Origin of the sequence: Hydrogenophaga sp. NH-16, from assembly GCF_004006415.1 — a bacterium.
Classification (GTDB): Bacteria; Pseudomonadota; Gammaproteobacteria; order Burkholderiales; family Burkholderiaceae_C; genus Hydrogenophaga; species Hydrogenophaga pseudoflava.
Genome location: NZ_CP029344.1, coordinates 759,802 through 774,321, shown reverse-complemented (window position 1 = coordinate 774,321; position 14,520 = coordinate 759,802). Strand labels below are relative to the sequence as shown.

General features: G+C 64.8%; 20 protein-coding genes. 19 read left to right on the top strand and 1 reads right to left on the bottom strand.

Annotated features, from left to right (window positions below; translation table 11 throughout):
• Positions 1–57: 57 nt before the first annotated feature.
• The 19 genes from DD542_RS03755 (at position 58) to DD542_RS03665 (ending at position 14,066) form a co-directional block, all read left to right on the top strand.
• Positions 58–273 (top strand): hypothetical protein, encoded by a 216-nt coding sequence (locus tag DD542_RS03755; RefSeq protein ID WP_094766854.1) that lies wholly within the window; start codon positions 58–60, stop codon positions 271–273.
• The gene (locus tag DD542_RS03750; protein ID WP_127803882.1) at positions 270–740 is read left to right on the top strand and encodes a DUF2924 domain-containing protein; all 471 of its coding nucleotides are present in this window, start codon (positions 270–272) and stop codon (positions 738–740) included. Before DD542_RS03755 ends, DD542_RS03750 begins: the two co-directional genes overlap by 4 nt.
• Positions 737–2,161 carry a recombinase family protein gene (locus DD542_RS03745; RefSeq protein WP_015914479.1) on the top strand — a complete coding sequence of 475 codons (1,425 nt, stop codon included), beginning with the start codon at positions 737–739 and terminating at the stop codon, positions 2,159–2,161. Before DD542_RS03750 ends, DD542_RS03745 begins: the two co-directional genes overlap by 4 nt.
• Entirely contained in the window at positions 2,158–2,622 is a 465-nt protein-coding gene (locus DD542_RS03740) for a hypothetical protein (protein ID WP_015914478.1), read from the top strand. Before DD542_RS03745 ends, DD542_RS03740 begins: the two co-directional genes overlap by 4 nt.
• Positions 2,623–2,803: 181 nt before the next feature.
• On the top strand, positions 2,804–3,067 hold the full coding sequence (locus tag DD542_RS03735; RefSeq protein ID WP_015914477.1) for a helix-turn-helix domain-containing protein: 264 nt from the start codon (positions 2,804–2,806) through the stop codon (positions 3,065–3,067).
• Positions 3,068–3,078: 11 nt separating this feature from the next.
• Positions 3,079–3,555 (top strand): hypothetical protein, encoded by a 477-nt coding sequence (locus DD542_RS03730; RefSeq protein ID WP_015914476.1) that lies wholly within the window; start codon positions 3,079–3,081, stop codon positions 3,553–3,555.
• Between the two features lie 5 nt (positions 3,556–3,560).
• Complete coding sequence (locus DD542_RS03725; RefSeq protein WP_015914475.1) at positions 3,561–3,842, top strand: hypothetical protein; 282 nt, start codon at positions 3,561–3,563, stop codon at positions 3,840–3,842.
• Between the two features lie 2 nt (positions 3,843–3,844).
• Positions 3,845–4,603, top strand: a complete 759-nt coding sequence (locus DD542_RS03720) for a Bro-N domain-containing protein (RefSeq protein WP_015914474.1) — start codon at positions 3,845–3,847, stop codon at positions 4,601–4,603.
• Positions 4,603–5,448, top strand: a complete 846-nt coding sequence (locus DD542_RS03715; RefSeq protein ID WP_015914473.1) for an ATP-binding protein — start codon at positions 4,603–4,605, stop codon at positions 5,446–5,448. Before DD542_RS03720 ends, DD542_RS03715 begins: the two co-directional genes overlap by 1 nt.
• 5 nt (positions 5,449–5,453) lie before the next feature.
• Positions 5,454–6,077, top strand: a complete 624-nt coding sequence (locus DD542_RS03710; protein ID WP_015914472.1) for a hypothetical protein — start codon at positions 5,454–5,456, stop codon at positions 6,075–6,077.
• A 7-nt stretch (positions 6,078–6,084) separates the two neighbouring features.
• Positions 6,085–6,585 (top strand): DUF6511 domain-containing protein, encoded by a 501-nt coding sequence (locus DD542_RS03705; protein WP_015914471.1) that lies wholly within the window; start codon positions 6,085–6,087, stop codon positions 6,583–6,585.
• Positions 6,582–7,319: an isoleucyl-tRNA synthetase gene (locus tag DD542_RS03700; RefSeq protein ID WP_015914470.1), complete on the top strand. Its 738-nt coding sequence runs from the start codon at positions 6,582–6,584 to the stop codon at positions 7,317–7,319. The genes DD542_RS03705 and DD542_RS03700 overlap by 4 nt, the downstream gene beginning before the upstream one ends.
• The gene (locus tag DD542_RS03695) at positions 7,316–7,543 is read left to right on the top strand and encodes a helix-turn-helix domain-containing protein (RefSeq protein WP_015914469.1); all 228 of its coding nucleotides are present in this window, start codon (positions 7,316–7,318) and stop codon (positions 7,541–7,543) included. Before DD542_RS03700 ends, DD542_RS03695 begins: the two co-directional genes overlap by 4 nt.
• Positions 7,536–9,818 carry a phage/plasmid primase, P4 family gene (locus DD542_RS03690; RefSeq protein WP_015914468.1) on the top strand — a complete coding sequence of 761 codons (2,283 nt, stop codon included), beginning with the start codon at positions 7,536–7,538 and terminating at the stop codon, positions 9,816–9,818. The genes DD542_RS03695 and DD542_RS03690 overlap by 8 nt, the downstream gene beginning before the upstream one ends.
• 129 nt (positions 9,819–9,947) lie before the next feature.
• Positions 9,948–10,424 carry a hypothetical protein gene (locus DD542_RS03685; RefSeq protein ID WP_015914467.1) on the top strand — a complete coding sequence of 159 codons (477 nt, stop codon included), beginning with the start codon at positions 9,948–9,950 and terminating at the stop codon, positions 10,422–10,424.
• Position 10,425: 1 nt separating this feature from the next.
• Entirely contained in the window at positions 10,426–10,635 is a 210-nt protein-coding gene (locus tag DD542_RS03680; RefSeq protein WP_015914466.1) for a hypothetical protein, read from the top strand.
• Positions 10,628–11,023 carry a DUF6362 family protein gene (locus DD542_RS03675; protein WP_015914465.1) on the top strand — a complete coding sequence of 132 codons (396 nt, stop codon included), beginning with the start codon at positions 10,628–10,630 and terminating at the stop codon, positions 11,021–11,023. Before DD542_RS03680 ends, DD542_RS03675 begins: the two co-directional genes overlap by 8 nt.
• Positions 11,024–11,382: 359 nt before the next feature.
• Positions 11,383–12,807, top strand: a complete 1,425-nt coding sequence (locus DD542_RS03670; RefSeq protein ID WP_127803880.1) for a site-specific DNA-methyltransferase — start codon at positions 11,383–11,385, stop codon at positions 12,805–12,807.
• Positions 12,804–14,066, top strand: coding sequence for a site-specific DNA-methyltransferase (locus DD542_RS03665; RefSeq protein WP_127803878.1), 1,263 nt, complete (start codon positions 12,804–12,806; stop codon positions 14,064–14,066). Before DD542_RS03670 ends, DD542_RS03665 begins: the two co-directional genes overlap by 4 nt.
• Here the strand turns inward: DD542_RS03665 and DD542_RS03660 are convergent.
• Positions 14,030–14,395: a hypothetical protein gene (locus DD542_RS03660; RefSeq protein ID WP_127803876.1), complete on the bottom strand. Its 366-nt coding sequence runs from the start codon at positions 14,393–14,395 to the stop codon at positions 14,030–14,032. The two genes, DD542_RS03665 and DD542_RS03660, sit on opposite strands and share 37 nt — an antisense overlap.
• Between the last annotated feature and the right edge of the window lie 125 nt (positions 14,396–14,520).

The following is a 14,520-nucleotide window of genomic DNA, read 5'->3' as shown; positions in this document are numbered from 1 at the left end:
TACGCGAAGTGTCCTCGGTTTCTAGCATGAGCAGCGTTTTCTATCGAAACGTCAGCCATGCCAGAACGCCAACCCATCTCCATTTCTCCGCCGTCTGACCGGCCTCGACACGCGCAGCAGGAAATCGCCGACCTGCTGGCCGCTGCACTCCTGCGCCTGCGCGCGCGTCCGTCGCGCGACACCATCGAAACCAGCGAGTGCGTTCGCCTTGGCTTCCCCGGCCAACAGCGCGTGAATGCGAACCCCGATCACAACAAAGGAGTTCGCCCATGACGGCACACGCAAAACCATCCACTACCTCGGTCGCCGCACGTGTCGCGACGCTTCCCCATCTTTCGATGGACGACCTCTGGGCGCTCTGGGATGACCATTTTGATGAGCGCCCCGGCCATCACCATCGCACTTGGTTGGAGAGCCGACTGGCCTACAGGATTCAGGAACGTGCCTTCGGTGGCCTGAGACCCTCGCTGCGCAAGAAGCTCGAGGAAGTCGGCGAAACCGGCATCCTGCCCAAGCAACTGCGCAGCGACAGCCAGCGCCTGCTGCCCGGCACCATCCTCACGCGCATCTACGACGACGTCGAGCATCGCGTGCTGGTGCGCGGTTCGAACGATTTCGAATACCAAGGGCAACGCTTCAAGAGCCTGTCCGCGATTGCGGGCCACATCACGGGCAGCCACTGGTCGGGCCCTGTGTTCTTCGGCCTCAAGTCGCCGGCATCGAAGAAGGTGATGGCATGAGGTCGCCGCGCGCCAATCCGCTGCCCTCGGGCAGCCAAAGCATCACGCCGAAGAAGCGCTGCGCCGTCTACACCCGCAAATCCACCGACGAAGGGCTGGATCAGGAATACAACAGTCTCGAAGCCCAGCGCGACGCAGGCCTCGCCTTCATCGCTAGTCAACGGATTGAGGGCTGGATCGCCGTCGGCGACGGCTACGACGATGGCGGCTACTCCGGCGGCAACATGGATCGTCCCGCCTTGCGCCGCCTGATGGTTGACATCGAAGCCGGGAAGATCGACACCGTGGTCGTCTACAAGATCGACCGCCTCACACGCAGCCTGCCAGATTTCGCCAAGCTGGTGGAGGTGTTCGACCGCAACGGCGTGTCCTTCGTCTCGGTCACACAGCAGTTCAACACCACGACCTCGATGGGACGGCTGACGCTCAACATCCTGCTGTCCTTCGCACAGTTCGAGCGCGAAGTCACCGGCGAGCGCATCCGCGACAAGATCGCCGCCAGCAAGGCCAAGGGCATGTGGATGGGCGGCGTGCCGCCCCTGGGCTATGACGTGGTCGAGCGCAAGCTCGTCGTCAACGAACGCGAGGCGGCATTGGTGCGCGACATATTCAGGCGCTACGGCGAGCATGGCTCGGCGGCGCGGCTCGTGCGCGAACTGGTCATCGAAGGCCACACCACCAAGGCGTGGGTGACGCAGACCGGGCGCGAACGCTCGGGCCGCACCATCGACCAGCAGTACCTCTTCACGTTGCTGCGCAACCGCATCTACCTCGGCGAAATTTCTCACAACGAGCAGTGGTATCCGGGTCAGCACGAGGCCATCGTCGCCCCGGCCCTATGGGACGCTGTATATGCCTTCATCGAACGACGCAAGCAAGCGCCGCGCGAGCACGCAGCCAAGCATCCGGCACTGCTGGCGGGTCTGCTGTTCGCGCCCGACGGGCAACGCATGCTGCACTCCTTCGTCAAGAAGAAGAACGGACGGCAGTACCGCTACTACGTCCCGTACCTGCACAAGCGGCGAAACGCGGGCGCGAGCCTGTCGCCCGGTACGCCGGACGTGGGTCATCTGCCCGCCGCCGAAATCGAGAACGCGGTGCTGGCGCAAATCCACGCGGCACTCTCGGCTCCCCAGATGCTGATCGCGGTCTGGCGAGCCTGCCAGCAGCACCCCGCAGGTAGCACGCTCGACGAAGCGCAGGTGGTGGTGGCGATGCAGCGCATCGGCGACGTGTGGGCGCAGTTATTCCCCGCCGAGCAGCAACGCATCACACGACTGCTGATCGAGCGGGTGCAGTTGCACGGGCATGGACTGGATATCGTCTGGCGCGAGGACGGTTGGATCGGATTCCGTGCCGACATCAGCGCGCATCCGCTGGTCGAGGAAGCCCGTGAGCACCCTGAGGAGGCACTGGCATGACCACCTCTGTGAACCCGCGCAAACGCACAGTCCACATCGAGGTCGGAGTCGATGCCCGCAGCTATGTCAGCGATGGGCAGCGCGTCACGCTGGTGCCGCTGACCATCAAGCGCCGCCAGAACCGCAAGTTGCTGATTCCGCCCACGCCCGACGCCGCCGCTGCGACGGGCGGCTTCGATGTGCCGATGATCAAGACGCTCGGCAAGGCGTTCTACTGGAAGCAGCTGATCGACGACGGCACCTATCCGACAACCTCGGATCTTGCACGAGCGCTGAAACTGGAACCGGGCTGGGCGGCCGAGGTGCAGCGGATGACCATGCTGGCCCCGGACATCGTCGAGGCAATTTTCGAAGGTCGCCAGCCCCGGCAGCTGAACCTACACACGCTGCGTGGCCGCGAAGACCTGCTGCCGCGCGACTGGGGCGAGCAGCGTCGGCTGCTCGGCTTCCCCGACGCCTGACCCTTTCATCCCCGACTTCCCCGATGACGGCGAGCCATGTGCTCGCCGTCTGCTTTTGGGCGGGATCTGGCGGATTGGCGAACCCGAAGTTTCCGCGTGGTTCGCCATTGCGTCCCTTAAAGGTTCGCCACCCGAAGTTTGGAATGACACCTGTTCCCCAACAACGTCACAGGAGCATTCCATGCAGACACCAACCAGCAGCATTCCCCGGTCGCCCCAGCAGGCGATCAAAACCATGTCACCCGGTGATCGCCGGGTGCTCAACGAAAACGAGCTCGCGCAACGTTGGGGCGTCAGCCCCAAGACCTTGCAGCGCTGGCGCAGCGAAGGTCGCGGCCCGCGCTACATGAAGCTGTCCAAGCGCGTCGGCTACCCCGTGGACGCGGTCATCCAGTTCGAGCGCGAAGCGCTGCACGACTCGACGTCCGAGCGCGCGGCGGGCTGAGGAGCGATGCCATGAACGACATCACCATCTTCCCCGCTGACATCGCAGAGCTGTCTGTCAGCCAACTGGCTGCATTGCCGCCCGCGCAGAAGCACGAGATCGACCAAAACCTCGATGCCGCCATCGACTGGCTGAAGAAGGCCCGCGCCAAGTTCGATGCGGCGCTGGATCAGTGCTACGGCGAGCAGGCCCGTACCGCGCTGCGTGAATCCGGCCGTGACTTCGGCACCGCCCACATCAGCGATGGCCCGTTGCACCTGAAGTTCGAGCTGCCCAAGAAGGTCAGCTGGGATCAGAAGCGACTGACCGAAATCGCCGAACGCATCGTCGCCTCAGGCGAGAAGGTCGAGGGTTACCTCGACATCAAGTTGTCCGTCTCCGAATCCCGCTTCACGAACTGGCCGCCTGCCTTGCAACAGCAGTTCGCCGCCGCTCGCACTGTGGATTCCGGCAAGCCGTCTTTCACTCTTTCCATTGATTCGGAGTAATGACCATGAGCACCAACCTCATCGCTTCGCTGCGTCAACAGCTGCCGTCCATCTACGGTGAACACCTTCCCGACGAAATCCGGTATCGCCGCGCGGACGGCCAGGACGTCGTCGTCCCGCTCGATGCCGCCACGGTCGACGAACTGGCCTTCGCCATCCAGACGGCCAACGCGGAATCGCTGGCGCTCGGCCGCCGCCGTACCGCGCTGGAAGAACTCCACACGGAGGTGCGCAAGCGCGCCGCGCGTGGGGCCGACCGCATCGCCGACGTGTCGTGGGAGGGTTGATCATGAGCGCGATCATTCCCTTCCAGTTCGAAGCGCACGCCGTGCGCGTCCAGGTCGATGATCAGGGGCAGCCGTGGTTCAACGCCACCGATGTCTGCGATGCCCTGGAAATGGGCAATCCGTCTCAGGCGATCAAGACGCACGTCGATGCCGAGGATCTCCAGAAACTGGAGACCCTTACGGCGGGTGGCCGTCAGCGCCAGAACCACGTCAATGAATCGGGCCTCTACGCCCTGATCCTCGGCAGCACTAAGGACGCCGCCAAGCGTTTCAAGCGCTGGGTGACCAGCGAGGTGCTGCCAGCGATCCGCAAGACCGGCGGCTACACCGTGCCCGGCGCGCTGGCGACCTTGCCCGCGCCGACCCACGACCGGGTTTCCGCGATCCTGCTGATCGGTGAGGCCGTGGCGAAGGTGCCGGGCGTGAAACCGGGCATCGCGGCGGCGGCGACGCTGACCTGCATTCAGGAGAACACCGGCATCACCACCGAGGTGCTGCGTCGCGCGCTGCCATCGGCCAACGAACCGATCTGCGCCTTGAACGCCACGCAGCTCGGCAAGCTGCTCAACCGCTCGGCGAAGGCCACGAACCAGATGCTGGCGGCCGGCGGCTTTCAGTTCCGCAACGAGCGCGACGAATGGGAGCTGACCGAGGCCGGTGAGGGGTGGGCCGAGGCTATGCCGTACTCGCGCAACGGCCACAGCGGCTACCAGATCCTCTGGAATCCTGCCGTCGCCGAGCAGTTGAAGGAGGCCGCGTGATGAGCCTCCCCATCATCTCCGCGAAGCAGCGCATGGCCGAGCGCAAGGGCGTGAAACTGCTGATGCTCGGCAAGTCCGGCATCGGCAAGACCACCCGGCTCAAAGACCTCGATCCGAAGACCACGCTGTTCATCGACATCGAGGCAGGCGATCTGGCCGTGGCCGACTGGCCGGGCGACACCATCCGACCGGCGTCTTGGCCCGAGAGCCGCGACTTCTTCGTGTTCCTCGCGGGCCCGGACAAGTCGCTGCCGCCGGAGTCTGCCTTCTCGCAGGCGCACTACGACCACGTCATCGAGAAGTTCGGCGACGCGACGCAGCTCGACCGCTACCAGACGTTCTTCCTCGACTCGATCACGCAGTTGTCGCGCCAATGCTTCGCGTGGTGCAAGACGCAGCCCGGTGCAACCAGCGACCGCTCCGGCAAGCCTGACCTGCGCGGCGCCTACGGCCTGCTGGGCCAGGAAATGGTGAGTGCCTTGACCCACCTGCAGCACGCACGCGGCAAGAACGTGGTGTTCGTGGCCATCCTCGACGAACGCCTCGATGACTACAACCGCAAGGTGTTCGTGCCGCAGATCGAAGGCAGCAAGACCAGCCTGGAACTGCCCGGCATCGTCGATGAGGTCGTGACGCTGGCCGAGATCAAGGCCGAGGACGGCAGCGCCTACCGCGCCTTCGTCACCCACACCGTCAATCCCTACGGCTTCCCGGCCAAAGACCGCAGCGGTCGTCTCGACCTGCTGGAGCCGCCGCATCTCGACGCGCTGATCGCCAAGTGCGCGGGCGCATCCGCTACGCCCGCCAGCGCCGCCACCCCCACACACATCGAATCTCAGGAGTAATCGCAATGACCGCATGGAATGACTTCAACGATGCCGACGCCCAGCAATCCGGCTTCGATCTGATCCCCAAGGGCACCACTGTCCCGGTGCGCATGACCATCAAGCCCGGTGGCTACGACGATCCCGAACAAGGCTGGGGCGGCGGCTACGCCACCGAGTCCTTCGAGACCGGTTCCATCTATCTCGCCGCCGAATTCGTGGTCACCGCTGGCGACCATGCCAAACGCAAGATGTGGTCGAACATCGGCCTGCACTCCAAGAAGGGGCCGACCTGGGGCCAGATGGGGCGCAGCTTCATCCGTGCCGCGCTGAACAGCGCACGCAACGTCCACCCGCAGGACAACAGCCCGCAGGCCGCCGCCGCGCGCCGCATCCAGGGCTTCCACGAACTGGATGGCCTGGAGTTCCTGGCCCGCGTCGACATCGAGAAGGACGGCAAGGGCCAGGATCGCAACGTAGTCAAGGTGGCGGTCGAACCCGATCACCCCGACTACGCCAAGTTGATGGGCGTGCCGCCCAAGGCGTCGGGCGGTGGCACGTCCGGCGCTCCGGCGCAGGCAGCCCCCGCGTATCAGACACCGGCTCCGCAACGCGCACCCGTGACCGGCAAGCCGTCTTGGGCTCAGTGAGGGGGCGATGAAATGCTGGGTCTGCAAACGACAGGCCCGGGGATTCGGCCACACCGACAACCGACACGGTGTCGGCAATCCCCGGCGCTACCCCATCGACTGGGTGTTCTGCTCGCAACGCTGTCAAAACGCGTTTCATGCGCTGTACGGCAATTGGCTGCGAGCCAAGGAAGGTCGCACCGATATCAAGGGGGTCGCCATGATCGATCCGTCTGATGTCGAGCTGGCCGCGATGCGCCAGTGCCTCAAGGCTTTCGGCGAGACAGCGGGCGAGATCGGCTTCACTAAGCCGCTGGGCGACTACTCCGAAGCGGAAGCGCTGCGGGTGATCGATGCCATCGTCACCTGCTGGTCGGACGCGATGGTCGCGCACCACGAGGCCACCAAGTACCCGCCGGTGCGAGGCATGACGCCTGCGCCCGATCCGTTGGCACCCGACGCCGCCAATCCGTTCGCGGATCTGGAGGACGACCTGCCTTGGGAAGAACTGAAGGGGAAGAAGCCATGATCGACTTCAACTCCTCATTGAGCATCTCGGGCCAGGTCACCGCCTTGGTGGACGCCGGGATACAGCAGGCCCGCGCCCGCCAGTCCGAGCGCCAGTACCTTGGTGCCTCGCGTCTGGGCGTGGCCTGCGAGCGCGCGCTGCAGTTCGAGTACGCCAAGGCTCCCATCGACCACGGGCGCGACACCCCGGGGCGGATGTTGCGCATCTTCGAACGTGGCCACGTCATGGAAGACTGCATGGTGGCGTGGCTGCGCGACGCGGGTTTCGACCTGCGCGCCCGCAAGTCAGACGGTGAGCAGTTCGGTTTCTCGGTGGCCGACGGTCGCCTGCAAGGCCACGTCGACGGCGTCATCGTCGCGGGCCCCGTGGGCTTCGCCTATCCCGCGCTCTGGGAATGCAAATGTTTGGGCAACAAGTCCTGGAGTGAGCTGGAGAAAAAGGGGCTGGCCATCTCCAAGCCCATCTACGCCGCGCAAGTGGCGATCTACCAAGCCTATCTCGAACTGCACGAGCACCCGGCGATCTTCACGGCCCTCAACGCCGACACGATGGAGATCTACACCGAGGCCGTGCCCTTTGATGCAGCCCTGGCCCAGCGCATGTCGGATCGGGCGGTGAAGGTCATCACGGCCACCGAGGCGGGAGATCTCCTGCCTCGTGCCTTCAATGACCCGACCCACTTCGAGTGCCGGATGTGCGCGTGGCAAGACCGCTGCTGGAGAACAAAAGCATGAACACCACGACTTTGAATCATGTGCTCGGCGAGCAACTGATCGACGTACGCCAGGCTGCACTGATGTTCAACCTGCCCTCGTACTGGCTCTCGCAAGCGAAGGAACGAAAGCAGCGTCGCATTCCCCATTACCGCGTCGGCAAGCTCGTGCGGTTCAAGCCTGCAGAGCTGGAAGCGTGGATCGTCGGGCAGCAAGCGTCTGGCGAGGAGTCTGCGGATGCTTGATTTCAACGACACGCAAAAGCCCGCTCCTCGTGACCTCGATGCCGAACGCGACGCAATCCGCGAGGCATTGCTCTCGCGGCTGGAATCGGTACTGGCAACGCTGTTCCCTGCAGGCAAGAAGCGCGGTGGCAAATTCCTGATCGGCGACGTGCTCGGTAGTCCGGGCGACAGCCTGGAAGTCGTGCTCACCGGTGACAAGACCGGCCTGTGGACGGATCGCGCCACTGGCGACGGCGGCGACATTTTTTCCCTGATCGCGGCCCACCTCGGCATCGATGCGCACACCGACTTCCCACGCGTGCTCGATACCGCGACCGAACTGGTCGGGCGTGCTCCGGCGACTCTGGCGCGCAGGGGCAAGAAGGATGCTCCCGTCGATGACCTCGGCCCCGCCACCGCGAAGTGGGACTATCTCGACGCCCAAGGCCATCTCATCGCCGTCGTCTACCGCTACGACCCGCCCGGACAGAAGAAACAGTTCCGGCCCTGGGATGCGAAGCGGCGCAAGATGGCACCGCCCGACCCGCGTCCGCTCTACAACCAGCCAGGGATGACCAGTGCCGCGCAGGTGGTGCTGGTCGAAGGCGAGAAATGCGCGCAGGCGCTGATCGAGGCGGGCATCGTGGCCACCACGGCGATGCACGGCGCGAACGCCCCGGTCGACAAGACCGACTGGTCGCCGCTTTTGGCCAAGGCCGTGTTGATCTGGCCCGACCGCGACAAACCGGGCTGGGAGTACGCCACGCAAGCGGCACAGGCCATCCTGTCGGCGGGGGCCAAATCCTGCCACGTCCTCTATCCGCCCGAAGAGGCCGCCGAGGGCTGGGATGTGGCCGACGCCATTGCCGAGGGCTTCGATGTCGCCACCTTTCTCACCCACGGCCCACGCTTGCAGATGCACGACGTGGCCGATGACGTCGATCCGGTGGTCAGCAGCGACGAATCCGTCTGGGGTACGGAGGACGCGCTGGCGCTGTCCTTCACCCGCCGCTACCACCGCGACTGGCGTTACGTGGCTGGCTGGGGCAAGTGGCTGGTGTGGGACGGGCAACGCTGGCGCACCGAGGACACGTTGGCCGCCACGGACTTGATCCGCAGCGTCTGTCGCCAGACCGCCGTGCGCGCCGACAACCCCAAGGTCGCGGCGAAGCTTGCCAGCGCCAGCACGGTCGGGGGCGTGGAACGGCTGGCGCGTGCTGACCGCAGGCACGCGGCCACCACCGACGAATGGGATGCTGATCCGTGGCTGCTCAACACGCCGGGCGGCGTGGTCGATCTCAAGACAGGCCGGATGCGCCCGCACGAGCGCGCCGACCGGATGACCAAGATCACCACAGCAACGCCCAGCGGCGACTGCCCGACGTGGAAGCAGTTCATCGACGAAGTCACGGGTGGCGACAAGGAACTGCAGTCCTACCTGCAACGGATGGTCGGCTACGCGCTGACCGGATCGACGCAGGAGCACGCGCTGTTCTTTCTGTACGGCACGGGCGCGAACGGCAAGTCGGTGTTCGTCAACACGCTGGCCACCATCCTGGGCGACTACGCGACCAATGCGCCGATGGACACCTTCATGGAGACGCGCACCGACCGGCACCCGACCGATATGGCGGGGCTGCGCGGCGCACGCTTCGTGGCGGCCATCGAAACCGAACAGGGCAAGCGCTGGGCCGAATCCAAGCTCAAGAACCTGACCGGTGGCGACAAGATCTCTGCGCGCTTCATGCGCCAGGACTTCTTCGAGTTCTTCCCGCAGTTCAAGTTGTTCGTGGCGGGCAACCACAGGCCCGCCATTCGCAACATCGACGAGGCGATGAAACGCAGGCTGCACCTGATCCCTTTCACGATCACCGTGCCGCCCGAGCGCCGTGACAAGAACCTGCAGCAGAAGCTCCTGGCCGAACGTGACGGCATCTTGGCGTGGGCCGTGCAGGGTTGCCTCGACTGGCAACGCCACGGACGACTCTCCCCGCCGCAGCGGGTGGTGGACGCCACCGAGGAGTATTTCGAAGCCGAGGATGCGTTGGGCCGCTGGCTCGATGAGCGTTGCGTGCGCGAGGCCAACGCCAAGTCGCTGACGGCAGAACTGTTCAACGACTGGAAGCCGTGGGCAGAGGCAGCGGGCGAGTTCACCGGTTCGCAGAAGCGCTTTGCCGATCTGCTGCTCAACCGGGGCTTGGATAAATGGCGCAACGGCATGGGCTTGCGCGGGTTTCAGGGCATTGGCCTCAAGTACCCGCCAGCACCCACCTACACCCCTTACGCCGATGACTGACACAACCGCGTCTGACGGATCGGACGGACTACGTCGTAACTCCTACACGTGCGCGTGCGCGCGCCTTATGGAAGGTTTCGATACGACCCGTCCGATCCGTCAGACCAGCGAAAAACAAGGACTGACACCATGACCACCACCATCCTCGCCCTCGATCTGGGCACCATGACCGGCTGGGCACTGCGCGGCAGCGACGGCCACATCACCAGCGGTTCCGAGAGCTTCCGGCCGCAGCGCTTCGAAGGCGGCGGAATGCGCTTCCTGCGATTCAAACGCTGGCTCACCGAGATCAAGCAATCCTGCGACGAGATCGACTGCCTGCACTTCGAGGAAGTCCGTCGCCACGTCTCCACGGATGCTGCCCACGCCTACGGCGGTTTCCTTGCCACGCTCACCGCGTGGTGCGAGCACCACCAGATCCCGTACCAGGGCGTGCCGGTCGGCACGATCAAGAAGCACGCGACCGGCAAAGGCAATGCCAGCAAGGACGAGATGGTGGCGTCTGCCCGTGCCCGTGGTCATGCCCCGGCCGACGACAACGAGGCCGACGCGCTGGCCCTGCTGCATTGGGCCATCGAGCAGCACGCACTGGAACGGGAGGCGTGAGATGAAGATTTCGACTCCCACCTATCGCTGCCCCTTGGGTCGCCTCCAGCCCGAGACCACAGATCTCGACGCGATGAAGCAACGCGGCTGGCGCGATCAGCACATCCTCGTGGTCAACGCTGCCGACGAACGCTTGGACTTCATCGAGCGCGAGTTCGTGCGGCGCATCGGCGAGCGCCTCTACGGACAGGGAGGCGCACGTCATGGCTGATCCCCGCACTTGGACAATCGACGACGTGGCCGCACGCTTCGAGGAGGCGGCCAGCACCGGACGACGCCTGCCGCCCGTGCGTGTGCAAGGCTACTTCAACACCTGGCCCATCATCGTGCGCAAGGAGTGGGAAACGTTCGCTGCCGACGAGCACGTCTACCGACCTTTCCCACCCGACCCCGACGCTATCGACCGGATGCTGGAAACGATGAAGTGGGTGCAGTGGCTGGAGGTCGACCAGCGCCATCTGGTGTGGATGCGCGCCAAGCGCTACGGCTGGCGCGACATCACGATCCGTTTTGCCTGCGACCGAACGACGGCGTGGCGGCGCTGGCACCGCGCCTTGCAGACCGTCGCCGACCAACTCAATGGTGTCGTCACGGCGTAGGGTTTTGGCGTGAATTGGCGCGCGTGGCTTGCAGTGTGAGCATGTCAGCGGCGATGCGCGGTTTTTGACCCTGCAACAAATCACCCCGGTCGAGCGTAGTATTCGAGCTATCTTCTGGATAGCGGTGACGGTTCGGCGAGTGGCCCGAGGCGAAAGGGGTCCTTCCTGCCGAAAATCCCATGCGGGGGGCGCGAGCGCGACGCTTTTTTAGCGTCAGGGCGCGGGCAAGGTTACCAGTCGGCCAGGTTACCGGCCCCGGTTACCACCCCCAAGGCGCAGTTACCACCCCACCAGAATCTTCATTCACTCAACCCGCCCGGTGGCAACGCTCGGCGGGTTTTGCTTTTGGGACTTCCACTTTGAATACGCTCAACGTCGAGTACCGCAAGGTCGAGGCGCTGATTCCCTACGCCCGCAATCCGCGCACGCACGCCGAGAGCCAGATCGCCAAGATCGCGGCCAGCATCGTCGAGTACGGCTGGACGAACCCGATCCTGGTCGACGGCGACAACGGCATCATCGCCGGGCACGGGCGTTTGGCCGCTGCGCGCAAGCTCGGCCTGGATCAGGTGCCGGTGATCGAACTGGCCCACCTGACCGTCGCGCAGAAGCGGGCACTGGTGATTGCCGACAACCGGATGGCCCTTGATGCGGGCTGGGACGAAGAAATGCTGGCGCTCGAACTCGCTGAACTGTCCGAATCGGGATACGAACTTGCCTTGACTGGCTTCGACGGCAGCGAACTCGAGCGCCTGCTCTCCACTTGCCTTGAGGACGAAGCAGCCGCCGCCAAAGCAGAAAACCCAGAAAGCAGCGCAGACGACGACACCGATGACGTGCCGGATGCTCCAGTGGTGCCGGTGTCCCGGCCCGGCGATGTCTGGGCGATTGGACCGCACCGCCTGATCTGTGGCGACGCCACCGACCGGGACGTGGTCGCTGCGCTAATGCAGGGTGAAGTCTCTCGCCTGTGCTTCACATCGCCGCCCTATGGCAACCAGCGCGACTACACCTCGGGGGGCATCTCCGATTGGGATGGTTTGATGCGCGGCGTTTTCACGCACCTGCCGATGGCAGGCGACGGCCAAGTGCTGGTCAACCTCGGGCTGATCCACCGCGACAACGAGGTGATCCCGTATTGGGACGGTTGGATCGGTTGGATGCGCCAGCAGGGGTGGCGGCGCTTTGCCTGGTACGTCTGGGATCAAGGGCCAGGGATGCCGGGCGACTGGGCAGGCCGCTTCGCGCCGAGCTTCGAGTTCGTCTTCCACTTCAACCGGGAGGGCCGTAAGCCGAACAAGATCGTCCCCTGCAAGCACGCGGGGCAGGAGTCGCACCTGCGCGCCGATGGCTCGTCCACGGCGATGCGCGGCAAGGATGGCGAGGTGGGCGGCTGGACGCACAAGGGGCTGCCCACGCAAGACACCCGCATCCCCGACTCAGTGATCCGGGTGATGCGCCACAAGGGCAAGATCGGCCAGGACATCGACCACCCGGCAGTGTTCCCGGTGGCGCTGCCGGAGTTCGTAATCGAGGCTTACACGGACGCGGGCGACATCGTGTTCGAACCCTTCGGCGGCAGCTGCACGACGATGCTGGCCGCCGAGCGCACCGGTCGGATCTGTTGCAGCGTGGAGATCGCGCCGGAGTACGTGGACGTGGCCATCAAGCGGTTCCAGCAGAACCACCCCGGCATACCGGTCACCTTGATCGCCACCGGTCAGTCCTTCGAGCAGGTCGCCGTTGAGCGCGCCACCACCCCGGATGCCGAGGTGGTGGCATGAACTGGCTGGCCGACAAGATCGAACAGTGGCCGACCGCCAAGTTGCTGCCCTACGCCCGCAACGCGCGCACCCATTCCGAGGAGCAGGTGGCGCAGATCGCCGCCAGCATCGCGGAGTTCGGATTTACCAATCCGATCCTGGCGGGCAGCGACGGCATCATCGTCGCTGGCCACGGTCGTCTCGCCGCCGCCCAGAAGCTGGGGCTGGAACGGGTGCCGGTGGTCGTGCTCGATCACCTGACGCCGACCCAGCGCCGGGCCCTGGTCATTGCCGACAACCGCATCGCAGAGAACGCAGGCTGGGACGACGCGATGCTGAGGATCGAACTGGAAGCCTTGCAACTCGAAGGCTTCGATCTGGATATCACCGGCTTTGACGCAGACGCACTGGCCGAACTGATCGCGGGCGACGAGCCGGACAACGAGGGTCAGACAGCTGAGGATGCGGTGCCAGAGGTCAGCGAGACACCCATCTCGCGTCCGGGCGACGTCTGGATCATGGGCCAGCACCGACTGCTGTGCGGCGACTCGACCTTGGCCGAGAGCTACGAGCGGTTGATGCAGGGCGACCTGGCGGACATGGTCTTCACCGACCCGCCGTACAACGTGAACTACGCCAACAGCGCCAAGGACAAGATGCGCGGCAAGGATCGCGCGATCCTGAACGACAACCTGGGGGATGGCTTCTACGACTTCCTGCTGGAAGCGCTGACGCCCACGGTGGCGCATTGCCGGGGCGGGATTTACGTGGCGATGTCCTCCAGCGAACTGGATGTGCTGCAGGCCGCCTTCCGCGCCGCCGGTGGCAAATGGTCGACCTTCATCATCTGGGCCAAGAACACCTTCACGCTGGGCCGTGCCGACTACCAGCGCCAGTACGAACCGATCCTGTACGGATGGCCTGAGGGCGCACAGCGGCACTGGTGCGGCGACCGCGATCAGGGCGATGTGTGGGCCATCAAGAAGCCGCAGAAGAACGACCTGCACCCGACGATGAAGCCGGTGGAACTGGTCGAACGGGCAATTCGCAATTCCAGCCGTCCCGGCAACGTGGTGCTCGACCCCTTCGGCGGCTCCGGCACGACACTGATCGCCGCAGAAAAATCCGGACGTGTGGCGCGGCTGATCGAACTCGATCCGAAGTACGTGGACGTGATCGTGCGCCGGTGGGAGGACTTCACCGGGAAGCAGGCCACCCGCGAGGCGGATGGCGCGGTGCTCGATCAGGCGGCGAGCGACTCCTCGACGATCTCGCAGTGAATCACGAAGCCTGTCAGGTAAGGCAGACCGCGCGGGATGCCGTAGTCCTTGCTGGTCTGGCGACCAATCGTCCAGCCCATCCACGTCTGCGTGGCAGAGTCGATGGCGTCCTTGAGGGCCTTGCCGGCGTAGAGTCCGTTCTGCACGTCGTCGGCAAAGTGGCGGCCAAAGCGGCTGTCGAGGAAGGCCCTTGCCGATTCGAGGGGCTGGCTGGTGGCGTCAGCAATCGCGGCCAAGGCCAGCGGCCAGGCGGCTGCAGCGTGCTCGTTCATCGTGCCCCAGAAGCCCCAGGCTTCGTTCTGGGTGGCGGGAATGGGTGTCGTGTTCATTTCGATGTCCCTCAAAACGTGCGTCCGTTGTAGTACATGCCCATCTTGTTGCAGTAGAGGGTGGTGTACCCCGGGCGGCAGTGTTTGCGGGCGTCTGCGAATTTTTTGTAGTAGGCCATTTCGTT

Excerpts from the sequence above, each read along its gene's own strand:
- DD542_RS03755 (WP_094766854.1), top strand. The coding sequence starts at position 58 with ATGCCAGAACGCCAACCCATCTCCATTTCTCCGCCGTCTGACCGGCCT.
- DD542_RS03750 (WP_127803882.1), top strand. The coding sequence starts at position 270 with ATGACGGCACACGCAAAACCATCCACTACCTCGGTCGCCGCACGTGTC.
- DD542_RS03745 (WP_015914479.1), top strand. The coding sequence starts at position 737 with ATGAGGTCGCCGCGCGCCAATCCGCTGCCCTCGGGCAGCCAAAGCATC.
- DD542_RS03740 (WP_015914478.1), top strand. The coding sequence starts at position 2,158 with ATGACCACCTCTGTGAACCCGCGCAAACGCACAGTCCACATCGAGGTC.
- DD542_RS03735 (WP_015914477.1), top strand. The coding sequence starts at position 2,804 with ATGCAGACACCAACCAGCAGCATTCCCCGGTCGCCCCAGCAGGCGATC.
- DD542_RS03730 (WP_015914476.1), top strand. The coding sequence starts at position 3,079 with ATGAACGACATCACCATCTTCCCCGCTGACATCGCAGAGCTGTCTGTC.
- DD542_RS03725 (WP_015914475.1), top strand. The coding sequence starts at position 3,561 with ATGAGCACCAACCTCATCGCTTCGCTGCGTCAACAGCTGCCGTCCATC.
- DD542_RS03720 (WP_015914474.1), top strand. The coding sequence starts at position 3,845 with ATGAGCGCGATCATTCCCTTCCAGTTCGAAGCGCACGCCGTGCGCGTC.
- DD542_RS03715 (WP_015914473.1), top strand. The coding sequence starts at position 4,603 with ATGAGCCTCCCCATCATCTCCGCGAAGCAGCGCATGGCCGAGCGCAAG.
- DD542_RS03710 (WP_015914472.1), top strand. The coding sequence starts at position 5,454 with ATGACCGCATGGAATGACTTCAACGATGCCGACGCCCAGCAATCCGGC.
- DD542_RS03705 (WP_015914471.1), top strand. The coding sequence starts at position 6,085 with ATGAAATGCTGGGTCTGCAAACGACAGGCCCGGGGATTCGGCCACACC.
- DD542_RS03700 (WP_015914470.1), top strand. The coding sequence starts at position 6,582 with ATGATCGACTTCAACTCCTCATTGAGCATCTCGGGCCAGGTCACCGCC.
- DD542_RS03695 (WP_015914469.1), top strand. The coding sequence starts at position 7,316 with ATGAACACCACGACTTTGAATCATGTGCTCGGCGAGCAACTGATCGAC.
- DD542_RS03690 (WP_015914468.1), top strand. The coding sequence starts at position 7,536 with ATGCTTGATTTCAACGACACGCAAAAGCCCGCTCCTCGTGACCTCGAT.
- DD542_RS03685 (WP_015914467.1), top strand. The coding sequence starts at position 9,948 with ATGACCACCACCATCCTCGCCCTCGATCTGGGCACCATGACCGGCTGG.
- DD542_RS03680 (WP_015914466.1), top strand. The coding sequence starts at position 10,426 with ATGAAGATTTCGACTCCCACCTATCGCTGCCCCTTGGGTCGCCTCCAG.
- DD542_RS03675 (WP_015914465.1), top strand. The coding sequence starts at position 10,628 with ATGGCTGATCCCCGCACTTGGACAATCGACGACGTGGCCGCACGCTTC.
- DD542_RS03665 (WP_127803878.1), top strand. The coding sequence starts at position 12,804 with ATGAACTGGCTGGCCGACAAGATCGAACAGTGGCCGACCGCCAAGTTG.
- DD542_RS03660 (WP_127803876.1), bottom strand. The coding sequence starts at position 14,395 with ATGAACACGACACCCATTCCCGCCACCCAGAACGAAGCCTGGGGCTTC.